The sequence below is a fragment of the Ruminococcus sp. RTP21484sp1_RTP21277st1_D2_RTP21277_210401 genome (genome assembly GCF_040924225.1).
Taxonomy (GTDB): domain Bacteria; phylum Bacillota; class Clostridia; order Lachnospirales; family Lachnospiraceae; genus Blautia_A; species Blautia_A faecis.
Genome location: NZ_JBCOMJ010000013.1, coordinates 96,591 through 118,438, shown reverse-complemented (window position 1 = coordinate 118,438; position 21,848 = coordinate 96,591). Strand labels below are relative to the sequence as shown.

The following is a 21,848-nucleotide window of genomic DNA, read 5'->3' as shown; positions in this document are numbered from 1 at the left end:
CATGGCGATGCTCTTTATGCGATTGCATTTGGCTGGCCAGAGGACGGAGAGTTCTGTATCCGTACACTTCGTAAGGGTGGTGCTTTTGACGGTGAGATTAAGAAGGTAACTATGCTGGGAAATGAAGGTGAGCTTGCTTTTTACAGAAAAGAAGACGGGCTTTATGTAAAAGCACCGAAAAAGAAGCCTTGTGACTGTGCTTATGTTTTGAAAATCAAATAAATTTATCTATATAAAATCCCCATCTGAGATTATTGCTGTATAAGCAAAGCTTCAGGTGGGGATTTTTAAATTAATTTTGTGATTTTGCGAAATTTTCATTTTGCCTTTGAATATATTCGTCCAGTCCGTCAGATCGCATTTGCTTTAACACATTTTCCCACATGTCTACGGCATCGTCATTTCCGATAATACAGCTTATGAATTGTTTAAATGCATTGGAGGTGCTAAATTCCTCTGTTGGTTCTTTTGGATAGCTCATGAATGCATAAGGGCGGCTGACCTGCGTAGTGTGCTCCTTGCAGTAATTGGCGGATTCAGAAGCAAGAATAGTTGCAAATTTTCCATAACGGAGGGTATTCATATCATTGACTTCAAAATCTTTCCAGCTTCCGCCCCAGGTTGCAATACCGGAAAACAAAATAGAAGATGGATATTTTCTGGCAAGAGCTGTGGTAAGGCTTTCTCCTTTTGTATCCAGAAGGCAGGAATAATTTCCATCTTTATCCTTTTCATAATCAATTCCCTCTAATCCATAATGACAGAAATCCTGTCCTTCATCAGAAAGAAGAAATTCAAATAGAGCAAGAATGCGCTCTGCTTTTGTATCGTCTACATCTGAGGAAATATAAGATTCCGACCAGAAGATGCTGGAGGAATTACTGTATCGAATCCCGTCTGGTGCGGGAAAAACAGGAAGCACATCCACACAGTCCTCGAAGGACTTATCATTCAAGGCATCCCATCTGTTTTTTAATTCCATAAGTGAAGAAGGGGAGGATTTATATTCCAGGGCACCGAGCCGTCCTGCTGCGAAGTCATCCATAACAGCAGAGGGGGATTTGGTGTAAAAATCAGGGTCCAGACCACCCTCTTCGTACAGCAGGCGATAATCCTTTACTACTTGCTTGAATGCGTCCGTGGACCAGGAAGGAACATAGAAACCGTTATTTTCCGTCCAGGAATAAACATTGCATTCAGGAGCGATGCCAAGAATCACCCATTTTCCAAGTGCATTTATGGAATTAACATTGTAACCGAGCGTATCATCAATGCCATTTCCATCCGGATCATTTTTTGCAAAAGCAATCGTCATGTCTGCAAAATCCTGAAAGCTTTCCGGATTGGAAATCCCAAGGCTATCCATCCAGTCCCGGCGAACCAGCATAGCAGCATCTGTAGCACCAAGAACTGGATCCAGAAAGGAAACACGGGGAATGGCATAATACTTGCCATTTGTATATCGGGTATAGGATACAGAATTCAAAACCTCATTCAGGCGCGGATAGTCTGTCAGATCCTCAGGCAGAGCACGGATGACTCCGGTATTGATAAAATCAGAAAAGGTTGCGGAGTCATTATTGTCGTTGGAAGAAAGTGTTAATGTGGCAAAAACATCAGGAAGGCTTCCGGTAGCACTCAAAATCTGATAACGCTCTTTGTAATTTGACCAGGTTACAGCCATCGGTTCCAGCGTAATATTAAATAAATCTTCAATATACTGAGTCATAGCGTCTGGTTCGGCTGCTTTTTCCATCTCTTCAATATTCCAATAGCCAACACTGATATTTAAATGTTTATCAAAGGACAGATTCTGAATGGATTCAGGAAGTGCCTGACGGCTGATTTTTGTAGTAGTTGAAGAGGAATCACAGCCGGTGGCTGTGAAAATCAAAGCGGCTGCAATGGAAACCCCCAATAACTGTTTAGAAATAAGATCACACATGTTCTTCAGAATCCTTTCGATAAGCGGTAGGTGTGCATCCTTTTACTTTTTTGAACACCTTTGCAAAATAAAAATAGTCACTGTAGCCAACCTGAGTGGCAATGGCAAATACGGTTTGGTCACTGTGTGCAAGAAGCCATGCAGCATGTTCAATCCGCAGACTGGTCAGATAGCTGACAAAGGTTCCTCCTGTTTCCTGACGAAAAATCTGACTGGCATAATTAGGATTGATACTGCAGTATTCTGCAAGATTTTGTATGGAAATATCTTCCTGATAATGCTTTTCTGTATAATCAATCATCATCTGCACAGATTTGTGGGAAGAAACAAGATGCTGAGGATGAAAAATGTTTGGCTGCTCTTCCAAAGAAACTTCTTGATTTTCTGCTTTTTGTTCCTGCTCCTGAAGAAGCTGATAAGCCTTTTGCATGGAATCCATAAGCTCACTTCTGGAAAATGGCTTTAGACAGTATCCGATCGCATTGTGAAACATTGCTTTCTGAGCATATGCAAATTCAGCATGTCCGCTTATCATAATGAAAAGAGTTGATAAGCCTTCCGCATGAGCTGCCTGCAGAATTTCTAGTCCACCCATGCCAGGAAGTCTTACATCCACAAATGCAAGGGCCGGTTGATGAATACGGATATATTCAAGACCGGAAAGGCCGTCATAAAATTCTGTGGTGATTTCAAAATAGTCCTGATTTTTGATGGTAGCAATCAGACTTTTTACAACCCATTTTTCATCGTCAATTACAATTGCCTGATACATATAAATATTCTCCTTTAGATGCCCTGATGAAGGGGTGAACTGTTGTGATGTTTGTGAAAATCATTTGTCTGATAAGGGACCCGCAGCTGAATATTAGTTCCCACACCTTCCTCAGAGTCAATGAGAAGAGTGTAGTCAGCTCCATAATAAAGCACCATACGGCTATTGACATTTAGAATTCCGATGCTGTCGTGATTTTGCGCATCCATTTTTGCCAGATCAGCAGAAGCATCTCCGGTTTTGTCATGAACGGAAGCCGCAATGGAATGGCGCAGTTCCTGTAATTTTTCCGGAGGAATTCCCACACCGGTATCAAAAATCCAGATGGCCAGATAACCGTGCCGGGGATTTCGTCCGGCACCGATCAGAATAGAACCGGGTTTCAGACTTTTTTCCAGTCCATGGACAATTGCATTTTCTACCAGTGGCTGGATGACCATTTTGGGTATCAGGCAGTCATAGGCATCATCAGAAAAATTATATTCAATGGTGAAGCGGTCTGCGAAGCGTTCCTTTTGGATCATCAGATAAGATTTTACGATTTCCAGCTCTTCCCGCAGAGAAACCAAGTCGTTCCCTTTAATGCTGTATCGAAAAATCTGGGAAAGTGCACCTGTAACCAGAATAATCTTATCAGTCATGCCTTCTGCAGCCATACCGCAGATCATGGTAAGCGTATTGTAAAGAAAGTGCGGATTAATCTGGCTTCGCAGAAATGCAATTTCTGTTTTGCGGTTGTTGGCTTCCAATTCATACATTCTGGTATAGGAATCAAAAATGGTATGATTCAGTTCTTCGGTTTTGATCAGCATTTCGTTAAATGCGTTAAAAATATCGTTGATTTCAGTAGACCCAATTAAGCCCTGATGAATCTGGGCACCTTTTCTGATTGCTTTTCTGTTTCCGGCGGAAATACTTTTCATAAAATCGATCAGCTGTTTCAGCGAATCCAAAAATGGCTTGTAAAGGAAGGTTACAAAGAGGAAAACCAGCAGAAGTATAGCACCTGTAGCGAGAAACTGACGCTGGGAAATAGTTTGGATCTGGCTGGTTAGCTGACTTTTGTCTACAAGCACATAAAGGGAAAGTCCAAGCTTGCGAAAGGAATAGCATTTTGCGATATAGGTTACCGGGGAGCTGTTTGCTTTTACTTCGTAGGTGTCTGTTTCAGACTGAGGTGCGGGGGTGCTAAGAACGGTACGGTAAAGGCTTCTTGTTCCATAAATCAGCTCTTGCTGTGCATTTGCAAACAGGATTTCCGGTTCATAAAGCTTCTGGCTATTCATATTGGTCATAGAGTTGCTAAGCAGATGATTAATGTCAATGGCCAGAAAAAGGATGCCAAGGCGCTGGCTCTGTCCGGTACCTAAGGTACAGATCGGTATGGCAAGGATATGGCAGTTGGTTCCGTTTATTAAGGAGGTGCCAACGGTGCAGTAGGGAAACGAGGTTTCCTCAAGCTTATCGGCAAAGGGCTTGTAGCTGAAAGCAGATCCTCCAAGGGAGGCAAAGGTACCATCCTGTCCGTAAACTGCAATATCAGAAATATATGGATTCAGAAGGAAGGTGTTTTCCAGCTGTGTTCGCAGCTCCTGATAAGCTTCATAGGAACTCTGCCTGTTCTTACTGCTGAGAAAATCCTGAACTACAGAGCTGTATGCAACGCTATAGCATATGTTTTTGTAGCTATCGTAGGCTTCCAGGGTATTTTTGGCAAGCTGCGAGGAATAAGAGTCCAGACTGCTGCTAAGAAAGTCGGTCTGTACCCGAACGTAATTCTGAGTGTTGTATAGTGTAATGCCTGCCGTGCAGACAATAAATAATACTAAGATAATAGAAAACTGCCGTCTAAGGGGAAGCAGGATTGTTTTGTGCTTTTTCATATATAATGCCTGTCCTTTCTTAATCATATTTTACAATAAATTCTTTACAGGGTGTCATGGAAAATTATTGGACAAACCTGAGAATATTCCATGTTTAGCGGAAAAACTCTGAAAAAAATGTAAAATATACATGAAAAAATTATGAATCTTCCATTCAAACACTGCGATTTATACAATACAATAATTACATCAGAAACACAAGACCGGAAGGAGAGAGAAATATGGCGAAAAGGTCAAACACCACATCCATTCCATATGCGGCAAAGAAAAAAACATTCTGGCAACTGCTATGGAAACAGAAAGCCCTTTGCATTATGGCACTGGCACCGATGATCATGCTGATCATTTTCAAATATGTTCCAATGTATGGAATTCTGATCGCATTTAAGAATTATAAAGCATCAAAAGGTGTCTGGGACAGTAACTGGCTGGAGCCTGTACTGAAAAATTTTATCAAATTCTTTAAAAATGTAAACAGTGGACAGATTATATGGAATACGCTGAAAATTGGAGTTCTGAATTTGTTATTTACGTTTCCGGCGGCAATTATCTTTGCTATTCTGCTGAATGAGTTAAGAGGAAAGGTATTTAAAAGTGCAGTACAGACAATTTCCTATATTCCTCATTTCCTTTCTGTAGTAGTTATCTGCTCTATGTTAAACGGATTTGGTTCTACCAGCGGACTTTTCAACGATATAAGAAATCTTTTGGGAATGGCGAGAGTGGATATGAATAATGGAAGTCAGTATTTCCTTCCTTTATATCTCGGTTCGCAGGTATGGCAGACAGTAGGATGGAGTTCCATCATGTATTTGTCTGCATTATCCAATGTAGATGTAACCTTGTATGATGTAGCAAATATTGACGGTGCAAACCGCTGGCAGAAAATCAAAAATATTATCTGGCCGACTATTAAGCCAACTACTACGATTCTTCTGATCATGAATCTTGGAAATGTGCTGAACAGTGATTATACCAAGATCCTTCTGATGCAGAACGACACAAACAGAAGTCAGCTGGAAGTAATCGGAACCTTTGTTTACCAGAAAGGTATCGTGGAAGGTAAATTCTCGTATGCAACAGCCGTAAACCTGTTTATTTCAGTCATTGGTTTTGCTCTGGTATTTGGAGCAAACATGATTACCAGAAAAATCAACCCGGAAAACAGTTTGTGGTAGGAGGAAAAATTCATGTCATTTGGAAAAGCAAAAAAACAGAATAACAAAATACATATTGGCAGCAGAGTATTTGACGTGTTCCTCATTGTGTTCATGATCATTGTAGCGATTATATTTCTATATCCGTTCCTGAATGTAATTGCCACTTCACTGTCTAGCAACCGCATGATCACAACCGGTCAGGTTACCTTCTTTCCAAAGGAATTTCATCTGGACGGATACAAAGCCTTATTCAAGGATGAGAATATACTGGGAGCTTACTGGAATACGATTGTAATTGCAGTGGGAACTATGATTGTCAGCCTGGTTTTGAATTCTCTTATGGCTTACGTTATGATGGCACCGGAATTCGTACTGAGAAAACCATTGTCCATTATCCTGCTGATCACTATGTTTTTCAGTGGTGGTACAGTTCCTGCTTACCTGTTGATTCAGAATCTGGGCTTGTATGACAGCTGGTGGTCACTGATTTTGCCAAATGCGGTAAGTGCTTATAATATTTTCATTTATCGTTCGTTCTATCAGGGAATTTCCCCGGAGATCAGGGAAGCCGCCCGAATTGACGGAGCCAGTGAGTTCCAGATTCTTACAAAGATTTATGTGCCCCTTTCAAAAGCATTGTACGCAACCTTCGGTCTGTTTTCCGTTGTTGGCGTATGGAACAGCTACTATGAAGCACTTCTTTACATTAAGGATCCTGCAAAACAGCCGATTCAGATGCTTCTTAGAAAAATTGTATTTACATCCAATACTTCAAACATGAGTAATGCACAGCAGATGATCAGTAATGGTAACCTAAACAGTCTGAATGTACAGTATGCCTGCGTAATCGCAACCATAGGACCAATCCTTCTGGTATATCCGTTCATCCAGAAATACTTTGCACAGGGCGTACAGGTAGGAGCTGTTAAGGGCTGATATTCAGATTATATGGAAGCTGGGGGACAGCTTTCCTTATAAATAAAAGACACACGTTTACTATTCAACAATGTCTACAAAAGAAAATGGAGGAAATTATGAAGAGAGAAACCACCAAAAGACTTACCGCTATGGGAATGTCAGTAGCAATGGCTGCAGGACTTTTCACAACCATAGGAACAACTGCTGTATGGGCAGAGGATTCAGCACCAAAAGCAACAGCTGCAGATAACGGCATTGAGCTTCCGGAGCTTGAGGACGGAACCTTACATCTGGAAGTAAGCATCGCAGATTATCAGCAGTCTTCTGATGGAACACTGGTTCAGGAAAAATGGCAGGAGGCTATGGAAAATTACCTTGGCTGCAAGCTTGACATCACATGGACAAGAACAGCTGCAACGGACTATACGGCAAATGAGCTGGTTGTACTTCAGTCCGGTTCAGTTCCGGATATTGCCACTGTAACAAAGGGATCAGCTGTCAATGAGTACGGCGAGGACGGAATCTTATTAAATCTTGCTGATTATTCCGATTATATGGTTTACTATCCGGAATATATGAAAGAGACAAACGGTGGCGAGGATTTCGCAAAGAATGAGGACGGATCCATGTATTACTTTATGGACGGCTTCTATAACCCGGATGATATCCAGGGAGCACAGTCCTTCACAGCATTTGCGTATCGTTTTGACCTTCTTAAGGAAAACGGCTGGCAGCCGGCTGCTACACTGGATGAGTTTACACAGCTTTGCTCTGACATGCAGGCAAAGATTGACGATGGATCACTTGATCTTGATTATGTTATTATCAACAACACAAAGGATTACTCCCTGTACCGTGGATTTGTTGGAATTTTCCACACATGGGATTGCCTGTACTACAACGGTGAGGAATGGGTATTCGGACCGATTGAGGATAACTTCCGTGAGTGCCTGAAATATCTGAACAGCTTATATGAGGCAGGATATATTGATCCTGAGTTTGCAACAGCAGACTTCAATCAGGGTCAGACAAAAGCTACCACAAATGTTGGCGGTATTTGCCCGACACTTTGGTCTGGATCTGTAGCGAGCTGGAATACTGCTAAGACAGATGAAAATATGGAATGGGGGCTTGCATATCTTCCGGAGAATACAGAGTATGGTACTGCCTGGAAATGGGGTTCCAGACAGGCTGCAAAATCTCTGAATGCAAATATGGGTATTTATATCAGTGCAGAAACCGAGCATCCGGAATATGCAGTAGCAATGATTGACTATCAGTATTCTGATGAGATGGTAAACCTTATGAACTGGGGTGTTGAAGGCGAAACCTATACAGAAACTGATGAAACTAAGACTTTCGTAGATGATATTTTGAACGATGCAACACCTGCAACAAAATCCGCTGAGTATGGACTTACCTCTTCTAGCGTTTGCAGAACCGGTATTCCATTTAACCCGATTGATTTCAACGCAATGCTTGAGGTTGCTTGTAATCCGGAGCCATGGTGGAATGCTGAAAAAGGTTACTATGAAGGAAAATACTGGGTTGAGTCTGATGCCAACGGCGGAGAGGATTCTGTTTCCCCATACGACAGAGCACCGGTTACTTATCTGACTGCTGAAGAGTCTTCTACAAAAGCAGAGCTTGGATATGGCGGAACCTGCGAGACACGAGCAAAAGAGCTTGCGCTTCAGTTTATCACAGGTGAGAACGACATTAATGATGACGATGCATGGGAAGATTACATTGATGACATCAAGAGCCAGACAGATGAAGACTTTGATGAAATCCTTGAAACTCTGAATGAGAAAACTGTTAAATAAGACAAACAATAAAGCTTTAAAAATTCTGCTTTCATAAAGAGAAGCCCTCTTCAGCGGAAAGGCACAGGTTATGTGTTTTCGCTGGGGAGGGCTTTTCACATGTGGGAAAGTCTGCTATGATAAGGATATTGGAAAAACAAAGTAAATGTTTTGAGAAAAGGTTGAGAAAAAATGAAGTTATTATTGGTGGATGATGAGGCACATGTGAGAGAAGGAATCTGTGCCCGGATATCCTGGAAAAAACTGAGAATTACAGAATTAAGGACTGCCAAAAATGGCTATGCGGGTCTGGAGCTGTCACGCAAATTTAAGCCAGATATTGTTCTGACAGATGTGAGGATGCCCTGCATGGATGGAGTTGAAATGGCATTTGCAATCCGGAGAGAACTGCTTGACTGCTGCATTATATTTATGAGTGGTTATTCTGATAAAGAATATTTGAAGTCCGCAATTGCATTGAAAGCTATCAGTTATGTGGAAAAGCCGATGAATCTGGACGAACTGTCCGATGCTATTGCCAAAGCAGTTCTGCTTCAGGAGGAAATGAAACTGAAGAAACAGGAAAGCGAAGAGCTGGCAGATCGGCTGAAAAAGAGCATGGATGCTTACAAAAACCAGCTGATGATGGATCTGACGAAAAAAAGCTTTGGCAGTTGGCATAGAGAGTCAGAAGTATACGCCGCTTTTCCCGGATTATTTGGAAAAAAGGACTATTTTGTATGTCTCATTGAAATTCTGGGATATACAAATGAAAATTCCGAAGGTGAGATCAATCTCCAAAAAAAGATTGCAGGGAAGTTGGCAACTGGTCTGGAAAATGCCGGGATTGCCACCTGTATTGGGCGAAAAGATGAAAATCTTCTATTGGTTTATGTTGGTCTGAATGAAATGAATGGAGAAAAATCAGTAGAGCGTCAGAAGCAGATTGCTGATACTTTGGGAGAAATTTTGGAGGAAGACTGTTTTTACGTTTTGGCAGCAGGAAGCTTAGTTGAAGATGTACTTCATATTTACCAGTCCTATAATGATGGAGTGGCACTCCTGATAACGACGTTTTATTATGAGAAAAACTGCCGCCTGGTTTATGAAAGGCTACAAGAAGGAGCTTATAAATTAGGAGAAGAAGAACTGCAGCAGTTTACTAGGCTGGTGAAACATGAGGACTTTGAGAGCACTGTGGATTTTGTTACAGGAATTGTAAGCAGGCTGCGGGAAAATCCGGATAGTTTTATTTATGAGGTAAAGGATTTCTTTGCGAGAATGTTAGATGTTCTTTTCCAGACTCCAAATGGACTGGATGATTTTGGAGAAAAACGGGAAAACAGGGAGAATATCCGGGATTCTATAAGAGAAATGAAGTTTTTGACGCAGCTAGAAGCATTGGTGGTGGAGCAGCTGCAAAGCTATTTTGACAGTAAGGTGCAGACTGGGCAGAAATTATTAATTTCTGACAAAATCAAGTATTATGTTTCCTGCCATTTTCGGGAACCGGATCTGTCCCTTGCAACTATTGCTCAAAAGCTTGAACTGACCAGTCCTTATCTTTGCAGCACGTTCAAAAAAGAGACCAATACCACGCTTACTAATTATATTATGGAATATCGGGTAGAGCAGGCGAAGAAATATCTTCAGAAGGAAAACTATAAGGTGAAAGAGGCTGCATTGCTTACAGGATATAGCGACTGCAATTATTTTATAAAGGTATTTAAGAAATGCGAAGGTATTACTCCGGCGGAATACAAAAAAGAAATTATAAAACTGTCATCAACAGGTGGAAGCGGAGACTGTTATGAAGACAATAAGTAAGCTGTGGAGGCAGAGCAAATTAAAAACAAAGCTTTTGTGGATTTACTGTTTGCTGATTCTTGTTTTTATGGTATCTTTGACAGCACTTGCGTTTTCTGTTTTCAGTAATAATCTGCGGACAAAAATCATGTATTCTGCCGAGCATGGAATTTCTCAGACACGAGATTTTATGAATTATAAATTTTCTCAGCTGTTGGATGGTCTTTCACAGATTGCTAATGATAGCCGAATCCGTGAAATTACCAGCAACAGCAGCCGTCAGGAAATCAAACAGGAATACTGGGATATGCTAGAGATTAAAGAGAGACTTACCTCTTACCAGAGCCGGGAAGAAATCCAGCGGGTGCGCTTGTATGTGGATGGAGATCACATGTATTCAGCGGATAAGATCAATCTGTTCAGTGTAGAAGAGGTTTCTTCTCAGAAATGGCTGCAGGAGCTTCAAAATAGTACAGCAGATGTGGGTGCATTTTCCAGTGAGGAGCTGGAAGATACAAGCAGTCAGCCGGTTTTGGCTTTTGTTCAGAAAATCAAAAGCATTGTGGATTATCAGAAGGTGACTGGATATGTGCGGGTGGATTTTGGAAAAAAGAATATTCAGGAGATGCTTCTAAAAGCAGATCCTACGCCAGATAGTGTGACATGCCTTATCAACAGCAGCGGACAGGTAATCGCATCGTCCAAGGAATTGGAATATCCAATGGTAAAGCCGGACTTTGAGGCAGCAGTGGAGGCCTACCTGAATGATACGTATGAGATGAAGGAAGTAGAAGCAGAGGGACAGAAATATCTGATTTCTGAAAATTATCTCTATCATTCAGGCTGGGTAATGGTGACTGTGATTCCATACAGAGGAGTGATGCAGGAGGTCTACAGCAGTCAGAAGAAATATATTTTGATGGCGCTCGTTGCCCTGATTCTGGTTGGAATACTGATTTATGTGATTGCAAACTCTGTTACCAGCAGAGTGGAAAAATTAGCAGCTCATATGCAGAAAGTACAACAAGGGAATCTGGAAGTGATTCAGGAAGATGCAGGAGAGGATGAAATAGGAAGCCTATACAGGGCATTTAATGAAATGGTTCGAGGAACCCGTAATCTAATGGATGAGAAATACGAGCTCGGTAAACAGGCGAAGACAGCAGAATTAAAAGCACTGCAGTCACAGATCAATCCTCATTTTTTGTATAACACTCTGGATATGATTAAGTGGTTCAGCTATAGCGGCAGGAACGAGGATATTGATAAGGTGGTTACAGAACTTGCCAGATTTTATAAGCTGACACTGAATAGAGGGAAAGAAATTGTGACAGTGGAAGATGAGATTGTGCATTCCAAGGCTTATGTGAGTATTCAGAATTACAGGTTCGAGGGCACCATTGAGCTTGTTACGGATTTTTCAGAAGAGGTTCTGACACGGTCCATACCCAAGATCACTCTTCAGCCGCTGATTGAAAATTCTATTCTTCATGGAATTCTGGAAAAAACGGATGAAGGAATAATCCGAATTACGGGGGAATGTAAAGGTGATGAGACCATTCTTTATCTGGAAGACGATGGGATCGGTATGGAGCCGGAGCAGGTGCAGAAAATTCTTACAGGTCATGGAAGTTCAGTAAGGGGCAGTGGATTTGGTATTTATAATATTCATAAACGGCTGAAAATCTTATACGGGGAAAAAGCCGGACTGGTTTATCATACGGAACCGGGCAAAGGGACTATGGTGGAAATTCACCTGGGCAAAGAAGTATTGTAGGAATTCTTTTCTAATAAATATTGAACAGAAAAAGGAAGGCAGATGCAGATTTCTGCCTTCCTTTTTCTGTTGCAGTTTGGTGAATGGTGGAATTTTAGACTTTTAAGTACATCAGCATAAAATAATACGATAAAATGGTAATATCTTACGATTTTTGGAGAGAGTTGGTTTTGCTATAATCATATCATCAAGAAAAGGGGATGGAGTAGAAATGAAAAAAGTTGTACCAAAGAGAAGCTATCCAAAGAGTAAAATTGGTTTTTTTCAGCAGATGAAAAAAAGCCGTACGTTGCTGCTTATGCTTATGCCGGCAGTGGTGTTGGTTTTTATATTTGCTTATATTCCAATGGGCGGTGTGATTCTGGCTTTCAAGCAGTTTCGTTACGACCTTGGAATTTTTGGAAGTCCGTTTGTGGGATGGGATAACTTCAAATTTTTCTTTCAGTCTGGGGATGCGCTGAATGTTACCAGAAACACAGTGTTGTATAACCTGGCATTTCTGATTGTAAATACCACATTAGAGGTTGGATTTGCAATCGTGCTTAGCGAAATGGTAAATAAGGTAGTAAAGAAAACCTTACAGTCTGTAATCTTTCTGCCATATTTTATTTCCTGGGTAATTGTAAGTGCTATTGCATACAGCCTTTTTAACTATGAAAACGGTGGTTTAAATGCACTGCTGAATCTTCTTGGAATGGAAAGTGTAAATGTATATGCAAAGGCTGGCTGGTGGAAATTCATTATCACAGGATTTTCTGCGTGGAAAGGTGTTGGATACGGAATGGTTGTTTATCTTGCATCCATTGCCGGGGTGGATTCTTCGCTTATAGAAGCAGCTCAGATTGATGGGGCGAACATTTTTCAGAGAATCCTTTACGTGACGATTCCAAGTATTAAGCCGACCATCATTACAATGTCGCTTCTTGCAATTGGAAAGATTTTCAAGGGAAGTCTAGATCTGTTTTATCAGCTCATTGGAAACAACGGAGCACTTTTTGATGCCACAGATGTAATTGATACTTATGTATTCCGATCGTTGATCACAGACGGAGATGTGGGAAAAACAGCAGCAGTTGGTTTGTATCAGTCGGTATTGTGTTTCGTAACTATTATGGTAGTAAATGGAATTATAAAAAGAACAGAACCGGATTACGCTCTGTTTTAGAAAGGAAGAACTACGATGCATACATGGAAAAGAATGTCTATAGAAGAAAAGACCTTCCGGGCAGTTGGATACACACTGATTACTGGCTTTGCAATTCTTTGCCTAATCCCGTTTCTAATTATTATTGCCTCTTCCTTTTCAAGTGAAAGTTACATTATCCAACATGGATATGGGTTGATTCCGGGGGATTTTACACTGGAAAGCTATGCTTCTATTTTTAAAAATCCGGCTTCTGTATTTCGGGCTTATGGCGTGACAACAGTTGTTACAGTAGTTGGAACAATCGGCGGTATTTTTATTAACACAATGACAGGATATGTTTTACAAAGAAAGGATTTTCCGTGGCGAAATAAGTTCTCATTTTACTTTTTCTTCACAACATTGTTCAGCGGTGGATTGGTCCCATGGTACATTTTGTGTATCAAATATCTGAAGCTTGGAAATTCTTTACTGGCACTGATTCTGCCGACTATGGTTTCTGTGTGGAATATTTTACTGGTAAAAGGGTTTATGGCGGGAATTCCATTTGAGATTACAGAATCGGGGAAAATTGACGGGGCAGGAGACTTTCGAATTTTTGTTCAGTTAATCCTGCCTCTTGCAAAACCTGTTATCGCAACAATTGGACTTTTTACAGCGCTGACTTACTGGAACGACTGGTATAACAGCATGCTGTTTATCACAGATGAAAATTTATATAGTTTGCAGTACCTGCTGTATAAGTTGGTTGGAAGTGCCCAGGAAATGCGCAGGATTATGGATGAAACGGGAATGAATATGGATGTAGTCCCAGTTGAATCTATGAAAATGGCATTGACTGTGGTTGTAACCGGACCGATCATTTTACTGTATCCATTTGTACAGAAATATTTTGTAAAAGGCTTGACTGTTGGAGCAGTCAAGGGGTGATATCAATAATTAAGAAAACAAAAAAATTAAATTATAAAGGAAGGAAAAAACAAAAATGAGAAAGTGGAAAAGAGCAGCGGCGATTGCCCTGACAGCAGCTATGGGAATGAGTACCTTTGCAGGTTGCGGACAGAAGGAAGAAACAAAAGAAGAAGCCAAAACGGAGGCAAATGCAGAGGAGACAGAAGAGAATACTTCTTCTGAGGACGCTAAAGATACAGAAACCTCTTCTGCAAAAGAGTACAACGGACAGGATGTATCAGATAAGGTTGAGCTTGTTATGTATGTAATTGGTGATGAAGCCGAGGATGAGCAGAAGGTTTTGGGGAAGATTAATGAGAAATTGGAAGAAAAGATTAATGCTACTTTGACAGTAAAGCATATGTCTCTCAGCGACTACGCACAGAAATATTCTCTGACAATTGCTTCAGGAGAGGCAATCGACATTATCTACGCATCCAGCTGGGCAGGATATACCACAGAAGCTACTAAGGGAGCGTTTGCTGAGGTTTCCGATGAGGTTCTGGAAAAATATATGCCTCTTACGAAGGAAAACGAGCCGGAGATTGCATTTGAGCAGGCACAGGTTGGCGGAAAGGCATATTTTGTTCCTGCAAATAATGCTGCAGTAATTGGAAATACAGTTTTGATCCGTGGTGACCTTCGCGAGAAATACAACATTGACAAACTGGAAAACTTTGACGATCTTGAGAAATATTATGAGGCAGTAGCTGAAAATGAACAGGGCATTTTTCCATATGCAGCATCCCAGAACAATGAGCAGATGCGTGTTATGATGCTGGATAATAACTATAATATCTTAGGATTAAATGGAACAGATGATAAGCTGTTCTACTACAGAGCAGATGAGGAAGCTGGTGCAGATAACGTAGTATGGCTTTATGAGACAGATGAGTACAAAGAGTGGGCTGCAAAAATGAAAGAGTGGTCTGATAAAGGCTTTTGGTCCAAAAATGCAGTTGCAAACAACACAAGCCCAAGAGACGCATTTACAAATGGAACAAGTGCGTCTCTGATTTGGAACCTTGGTACCTGCGGAGCTGTTGCAAGCGAAGTAGAGAAAAGCCATCCGGACTGGAAACCTGAGATTTATGATTTCAACCTGGATAAGAGAAAATTTCTTGGTTCCTATACAGGTGACGGTGCTGCTGTCCTGGCATCTTCCAAGAATCAGGAAAGAGCGTTCATGGCAATTGATCTTCTGAAATTTGATGAAGAATGCTATAACCTGGTAAGACTTGGAATTGAAGGCGAGAACTGGATCAATCCAGATGGGGAAGCAGATGCAGACACAAGCCATAAGACATGGAGAGCTGGTGACCGTGAGACTGCTTATCCATTTGGCTCTGCACTTTCCTGGCCATTCAAGAACAGCATGTATGAAAGAGATAGAGAAGACAAGTTCGTAGATGAGGTTGAGCTTACAAAAGAGTGGAAAGCAAAACAGGAGAGTGTATCTTTAACAGGATTTACACTTGATGATTCCAGTATAAAAAATGAACTTTCTAATTTGAATAATGCAAAAACAAAATATGTACCACTTCTGGATCTTGGTCTTATAGAAGATGTAGATGCAACTCTTCAGGAGTTCAATGACCAGGCTGAGGGGGCTGGGCTTGAAAAGGTGATAGATGCTTACAAAGAGCAAATTGAAGAGTATCTTAAGAATAAAGCAGAGTAAAAAGGTATGCAGCAAGGCAATTGTATATCCAGATTAAATGAAATAAGGTATAGAGAAAGGATTCCGGTATCAGGAATCCTTTCTCTATACATAAAAAATTTTAAGGCCTGGATATGAAAAATCTACATAGGAGATATACGTTTTTTCCATTCAAAATATATCAGGTAAATTTTATAATAAATTATTCATAAAGAGGGAGGAATATGCAATGAAACTGTACGATCTGATGACAGATAATCGCCGGGAAAATATCCTGGTAGGAAGTAAAAAACCTGTATTTGGCTGGAGAGTTGAGACAGAAAAAAGGAATGTGCGCCAGGAAAGCTATCGGGTGCAGGTCTGGGATGAGCAGGGAAATTCTGTTTGGGACAGCGGAACTGTAGAAGCTTCCCGGATGGCTGGAATTCAGTATGAAGGAAAGGAGCTTCAGTCAGGAAAAAGAATGACCTGGCATGTAAGCTGTATATTTTCCAGCGATGAGGGTGTGATAACTGCAGACGAAGAGAGCTCCTTTGAGACAGCCTATTATAATCGCGAGGACTGGAAAGGGAAGTTCATTGGCGAGACAAAGGACCATGAATATCACCTGTACCGGAAGAAATTTGGCTGTAAAAAGGCGGTGAAGCTAGCCAAGCTTTATGTGTGTGGAATGGGGGCTTTTGAGTGCTGGATTAATGGAGAAAGAGTGTCTGATCATGTAATGGAACCGGGCTGGACAGATTTTCGAAGGACCTGCTTTTATACGGCATATGATGTGACGGAATATTTTGCAGAAGGGGAAAATACAGAGAACGTAATTCTGGTAAAGCTGGGGGATTGTATGTTCAATGTTCCGGGAGGACGTTATGTGTATTTCCAGCGTTCCTACGGAAAGGCCAAGCTTCTGTGCCAGCTGGAGCTGGTTTATGAGGATGGAAAACGGGAATATGTGGTGACAGATGAATCCTGGAAAAGAGCCAAAAGTCCGATTGAATTCTGCTGTATTTACGGTGGAGAGGATTTCGATGGAAGACGGTGGACAAGGGAATATTTAACATCAGAAGCGTCGGAAATCTGGGAAGCTGCCGTGTGTGTGGAACCACCTTTAGGGGAACTGAAACCAGCACCAATGGAACCATTAAAGATAAAAGAAATCTATCAACCGGTTGATGTGAGAGAAGTGGAAACAGGGGTATGGCAGTATGATCTGGGAAAAAATTTTTCCGGGTGGGCAAGGATTTTCCTGAAAACAGATGGCAGCAGAGCAGGACAGAAGGTGGTGCTGAAAACTGCAGAAAAGTTAGATGAAAACGGACGGATTGATCAGTCTGTAACAGGAAAAGATTACGCCTGGACATACATTTTAAATGACAAAAAAGAACAGGAATTTGCACCGGATTTTACGTATACAGGGTTCCGTTATGTGGAGATAACAGGTGCTGTTCCAGAAAAAGAAATCACTTTACAGGGGGAATTTATTTATCCGGATATCGACCAGGCGGGAGATTTTTCCTGTTCGAATACCCTGTTTAATCAGATACATGAGATTGTTTTACAGGCAATCAAAAGCAATACAAAAAGCTATTTTACAGATTGCCCGCACAGGGAAAAGCTGGGCTGGCTGGAGCAGACACACCTGATCGGACCTTCCATTATGTATAATCTGGATGTGCATAATCTGTATGCAAAAATTGAAGGAGACATGGCAGATTCCCAACGGGAGAATGGTTTGATACCGGATATTTGCCCGGAATATGTGACTGGATTTGATAAGTGGCATAAGGGATTTCTGGATTCACCTGAGTGGGGAAGTGCCTGTGTGCTGGCTCCCTGGTATGCATATAAACGCTACGGAGATCTTCCATTGCTGGAAAAATATTTTCCGGTAATGAAGAAATATGTGGAGTATCTTTCGTCTAAAACACACCATGAAGTGCTTCATCACGGGCTTGGAGACTGGCTGGATATTGGTCCTTGCACCCCGCATTCCCAGAACACTCCGGTTCCCGTTGTGGCGACTTGTATTTATTATTATGACCTTCAGATTATGGCAAAAATAGCACAGCTTCTCGGGAAAAAAGAGGTTGCAGAAGCGTATCAGAAGAAAATGAAACTGGTATTTGAGGAATACAATCTGCAGTTTCTGGATGACCAGACCGGACGTTATGCAAACGGCAGTCAGGCGGCACAGGCCATGAGCCTGATCGTGGGACTGGTGCCGGAGGAGTATCAGGATAAAGTGGTTTCGCAGCTGAAGGATGACGTGGTAAAAAGAGGCTATGCCATCACAGCTGGTGATGTGGGACATCCGTTTTTGATTGCTGCACTGATGAAATATGGCATGTCAGATGTGCTCAATGAGATGACGAATATTACAGATAAACCAGGATACGGCTATCAGGTCGTAAATGGAGCAACAACCCTTACTGAGGAATGGGACGGACCAGAGCCTGGAAACATTCACGGTTCCCAGAATCACCTGATGCTGGGAAGTATTGAAGAGTGGTTTTATGGATCTCTTGGAGGGATGGAACTGGTTCGCGACGGGCTTTCATTTGAAGAAATCCGAATTCAGCCACACCTGGAAAAAGCCGTGGACTGGGTAAATGCCTGGACCATGCATCCGTATGGAAAAATCAATGTAAAGTGGAAAAAGGAAAATGAGAAAACCAGGGTTTGCTGCCAGATTCCGCCGGGACTTACAGCGCATTTGGAATCACCGGATGGGAAGGAAATCATGACTGTGGGAAGCGGATATTATGAGTATGAATTCTGAGAAAACATTATATAAAAAGAATACAGAACCTGTGCTTACGAAAGAATTATTTCAAAATCCAACCAGTGAATATAGGGGAACTCCCTTCTGGGCCTGGAACTGTAAAATTACAAAAGAGCTGATTGACAGTCAGCTGGACTGCTTTGAAAAAATGGGATTTGGAGGCGCCCATCTGCATGCCAGAACTGGTCTTGAAACGGACTATCTGGGAGAAGAATTTCTGAATCTGGTGCGTTATACGGATGAGGAAATGAAAAAGAGAAACATGCTTTGCTGGCTGTATGATGAGGATCGTTTTCCTTCCGGAGCAGCAGGGGGAATCGTCACAGAGAATGTGGATTACCGTGCCAGATATCTGCTTCTTACCAGGGAACGCAAGGAAAATATGTGTGCTTCCCGGGAAGAATTTCAAAGAGAAGCAGCCAATGGAAAAAAGCCTGCAGGTTATTATGTGTGTGCCTATCGTGTGTTGATTCAGGAAGGATTTCTGAAATCTTATAAAAAAATAGATGGTCCATGTCCCTTATACAACAGTAAAAAAGAAGAACAGGAACAGGGAAAACTGTGGTTGGCTTACATAGAATTAATGCCGGAAAGTCCATGGTTTAACGACCAGACTTATGTGGATGTATTGAATAAAAAAGCAGTAGAACGGTTTATAGAAGTGACTCATGAACGTTATTATGAGACACTGGGAGATGAATTTGGAAAGTCCATCCCAGCCATTTTTACAGACGAACCGCAGATGAAAGGAAGTATGGTATTTTACAACGGAGATTGTGAGGAAGATATTACCCTTTCCTTTACAGATGACCTGGGAGATACCTATAAAGAGAAATATGGAGTAAATCTTCTGGAAGTTGTTCCTGAGCTTTTGTGGGAACTGCCAGGGGCAACTTATGGAGCGTACAGTGTACACCGTTTGCTGTATCATGACCATCTTACAGAACGCTTTGTGTCTGCTTACTGTGATACCATTGCAGATTGGTGTGAAGCTCATAATATTGCCATGACAGGACATTACATGTCAGAACCAACCTTATACTCTCAGACACTGCGCCTTGGAGAAGCAATGCGCTGCTATCGAAAACAGCAGCTTCCAGGTGTGGATATTCTCTGCGGAGACCCGGAATATTCCACAATCAAACAGGCGGTAAGCGTTGCCAGACAAAATGGCAGAGAGGGCGTTGTAAGTGAGCTATACGGAGTAACACATTGGGATTTTGATTTTAAAGGGCATAAGCTGCAGGGAGACTGGCAGACTGCGCTTGGGGTTACGATAAGGGTTCCTCATCTGGCGTTCATGTCCATGGAAGGGGAAGCGAAACGTGACTGGCCCGCATCCATCAACTATCAGTCCCCCTGGTGGGAGCAGTACTCCTATATAGAAAATTATTTTGCAAGAGTAAACACTGCACTGACCAGAGGAAAAGCACTGGTGCGGGTGGCTGTGGTGCACCCGATCGAGTCTTATTGGGCTGCATATGGAAATACAGTGCAAACTGGTGAGATTCGAGAGCAGATGGATGAAGACTTTAAAAATGTGATTCAATGGTTGTTATTTGGCCTGGTGGATTTTGATTTTCTTTCAGAATCTCTGATGCCGGAACAATATCCAGATGGAGAACAATTACCGTATGAAATGGTCATTCTTCCAAATCTGCAAACGATTCGAAGCAGTACGCTTGCTATTTTAAATACTTTTGTAAAAAATGGAGGAAGAGTTGTTTTTCTTGGCAGCATTCCCATGCTGATTGATGGAGTCCCGGGAGATAAGGCGAGACGATTTGCTCAGAAAGTGGAGCAGATTCCGTTTCAGAGAAAGGCACTTCTGGATATTACAGAAGACTGCCGGGATATTGAAATTCGTCTGCAGAATGGCAGGCGAAGTGACAATCTGTTTTATCAGATGCGCCAGGACCATGACTGCAGATGGTTATTTGTGTGTCATGTAAACAGAAAAAGAAACCGCGCAGATCAGGGGGAGCAGATGATCATACGGATTCGGGGAAGCTTTGAAATTGAGAGTTATTATGCACTTGACGGAAGCATTTGCCCAGTGGAAACCTGTCAGAAAAAAGGTGATACGGTGGTAACGCTGACCATATATGGAGAAGACAGTCTGCTGTGGAAACTGATTCCGGTAAAAGCAGAAACAACAGCTTCTTTACATAGGAAAAAAGAAAAACCTTCCGGAAGCTTTGCTATAAAAACGGGTATTAATCATGGAACCTATGGTCTGGTGGCAGCAGCTCCGCCACGTAACAGTGATACTTGCAGAAAGAAAAATTTGCTTACCATTTATGAACCGGAAAGCTATTTGCTGGAAGAACCAAATGTTCTGCTTCTTGATAAATGCAGCTGGAGACTGGATGGAGCAGAGTGGCAGCCAGAGCAGGAAATTCTCAGACTGGATAATCAGATTCGCACCCTTCTTCATTTTCCACATCGTCAGGATGCTTATACACAGCCTTGGAGAATCAAGAATGCTCCGGAAAATCATGTGGTGGAACTGCAGTATGAGCTTTATTCAGAGATAGATGTAGAAAATTTTGCGCTTGCTATGGAATGTCCGGAAAAAGCTGAAATTTATTTTAATGGAGTAGCTTGTAAGCAGACAGATGGTGGATTTTTTGTGGATTCTTTTATAAAAAAAGTACCAATGCATAATTTGAAAAAAGGAAAAAACAAGTTGCTTTTGAAAATTCCTTACGGGAGAAAAACAAATCTGGAAAACATTTTTATATTAGGAGATTTTGGGGTGCAGGTCAGTGGGACATTTGCCTGTATTACCAGTAAGCTGTCTCATTTGTATTTTGGAGATATTACCAGACAGAGGATGCCATTTTACGGTGGAAACATAGTGTATGTTATGAAGTTTGAGCTTAAGAAAAATCAGAAGATCTGTATAAGAGTACCTCATTTTTCAGCTCCGGTTATGCAGGTAATATTGGATAAAAAGCCCAGAGGATTAATTGCATTTTCACCGCATGAGCTTGAAGTTGGTGAGCTGGAAGCAGGCATTCACAGGTTAGAAATCAAAGTATACGGAAATCGTTTTAATAGTTTCGGAACACTTCATAATAGCAATGATGAATTTAAATGGTATGGACCGGATTCTTACAGAACAAGCGGATCTGAGTGGATAGAAGGCTGGGAATTAAAACCATTTGGAATTCTGTCGCGGGTAGAAATTCTGGAAACCTAAGGATATGAAACATTAATTTATAAGCGTAACAACGCAGAGTGTC

14 protein-coding genes are annotated in these 21,848 nt (G+C 41.6%); 11 read left to right on the top strand and 3 right to left on the bottom strand.

From position 1 onward, the window contains the following. A partial coding sequence (locus tag AB5706_RS10635; protein WP_368366073.1) for an alpha-L-fucosidase C-terminal domain-containing protein occupies positions 1-222 on the top strand: 222 nt, incomplete at its 5' end. A 70-nt stretch (positions 223-292) separates the two neighbouring features. Here the strand turns inward: AB5706_RS10635 and AB5706_RS10630 are convergent. From AB5706_RS10630 to AB5706_RS10620, 3 genes are read right to left on the bottom strand one after another with little or no spacing between them, the layout of a single operon-like run. Further along, positions 293-1,945 (bottom strand): type 2 periplasmic-binding domain-containing protein, encoded by a 1,653-nt coding sequence (locus tag AB5706_RS10630; RefSeq protein ID WP_148461458.1) that lies wholly within the window; start codon positions 1,943-1,945, stop codon positions 293-295. After that, positions 1,938-2,717 (bottom strand): response regulator transcription factor, encoded by a 780-nt coding sequence (locus tag AB5706_RS10625; RefSeq protein ID WP_148461459.1) that lies wholly within the window; start codon positions 2,715-2,717, stop codon positions 1,938-1,940. Before AB5706_RS10625 ends, AB5706_RS10630 begins: the two co-directional genes overlap by 8 nt. Positions 2,718-2,731: 14 nt before the next feature. Beyond that, positions 2,732-4,600, bottom strand: a complete 1,869-nt coding sequence (locus AB5706_RS10620) for a sensor histidine kinase (RefSeq protein ID WP_368366072.1) — start codon at positions 4,598-4,600, stop codon at positions 2,732-2,734. A 221-nt stretch (positions 4,601-4,821) separates the two neighbouring features. On the opposite strand from AB5706_RS10620, the gene AB5706_RS10615 reads away from it, so the two are divergent. The 10 genes from AB5706_RS10615 (at position 4,822) to AB5706_RS10570 (ending at position 21,805) form a co-directional block, all read left to right on the top strand. Further along, complete coding sequence (locus tag AB5706_RS10615) at positions 4,822-5,778, top strand: ABC transporter permease (RefSeq protein ID WP_368366071.1); 957 nt, start codon at positions 4,822-4,824, stop codon at positions 5,776-5,778. 12 nt (positions 5,779-5,790) lie between these two features. Next, positions 5,791-6,696: a carbohydrate ABC transporter permease gene (locus AB5706_RS10610; RefSeq protein WP_368366070.1), complete on the top strand. Its 906-nt coding sequence runs from the start codon at positions 5,791-5,793 to the stop codon at positions 6,694-6,696. Between the two features lie 98 nt (positions 6,697-6,794). Then, positions 6,795-8,504 (top strand): hypothetical protein, encoded by a 1,710-nt coding sequence (locus tag AB5706_RS10605; protein WP_368366069.1) that lies wholly within the window; start codon positions 6,795-6,797, stop codon positions 8,502-8,504. 171 nt (positions 8,505-8,675) lie between these two features. Then, positions 8,676-10,310, top strand: a complete 1,635-nt coding sequence (locus AB5706_RS10600) for a response regulator (protein ID WP_368366068.1) — start codon at positions 8,676-8,678, stop codon at positions 10,308-10,310. Next, on the top strand, positions 10,294-12,066 hold the full coding sequence (locus AB5706_RS10595; RefSeq protein ID WP_227199078.1) for a cache domain-containing sensor histidine kinase: 1,773 nt from the start codon (positions 10,294-10,296) through the stop codon (positions 12,064-12,066). The genes AB5706_RS10600 and AB5706_RS10595 overlap by 17 nt, the downstream gene beginning before the upstream one ends. Before the next feature lie 211 nt (positions 12,067-12,277). Beyond that, entirely contained in the window at positions 12,278-13,231 is a 954-nt protein-coding gene (locus AB5706_RS10590; RefSeq protein WP_173734810.1) for an ABC transporter permease, read from the top strand. 15 nt (positions 13,232-13,246) lie between these two features. Beyond that, positions 13,247-14,140 (top strand): carbohydrate ABC transporter permease, encoded by an 894-nt coding sequence (locus tag AB5706_RS10585; protein ID WP_227199079.1) that lies wholly within the window; start codon positions 13,247-13,249, stop codon positions 14,138-14,140. A gap of 55 nt (positions 14,141-14,195) precedes the next feature. Beyond that, positions 14,196-15,842, top strand: a complete 1,647-nt coding sequence (locus AB5706_RS10580) for an ABC transporter substrate-binding protein (protein WP_173734809.1) — start codon at positions 14,196-14,198, stop codon at positions 15,840-15,842. Between the two features lie 208 nt (positions 15,843-16,050). Beyond that, positions 16,051-18,597 carry an alpha-L-rhamnosidase gene (locus AB5706_RS10575; RefSeq protein WP_173734808.1) on the top strand — a complete coding sequence of 849 codons (2,547 nt, stop codon included), beginning with the start codon at positions 16,051-16,053 and terminating at the stop codon, positions 18,595-18,597. After that, positions 18,581-21,805: a type 1 glutamine amidotransferase family protein gene (locus AB5706_RS10570; RefSeq protein ID WP_173734807.1), complete on the top strand. Its 3,225-nt coding sequence runs from the start codon at positions 18,581-18,583 to the stop codon at positions 21,803-21,805. Before AB5706_RS10575 ends, AB5706_RS10570 begins: the two co-directional genes overlap by 17 nt. The last annotated feature ends 43 nt before the right edge of the window (positions 21,806-21,848 follow it).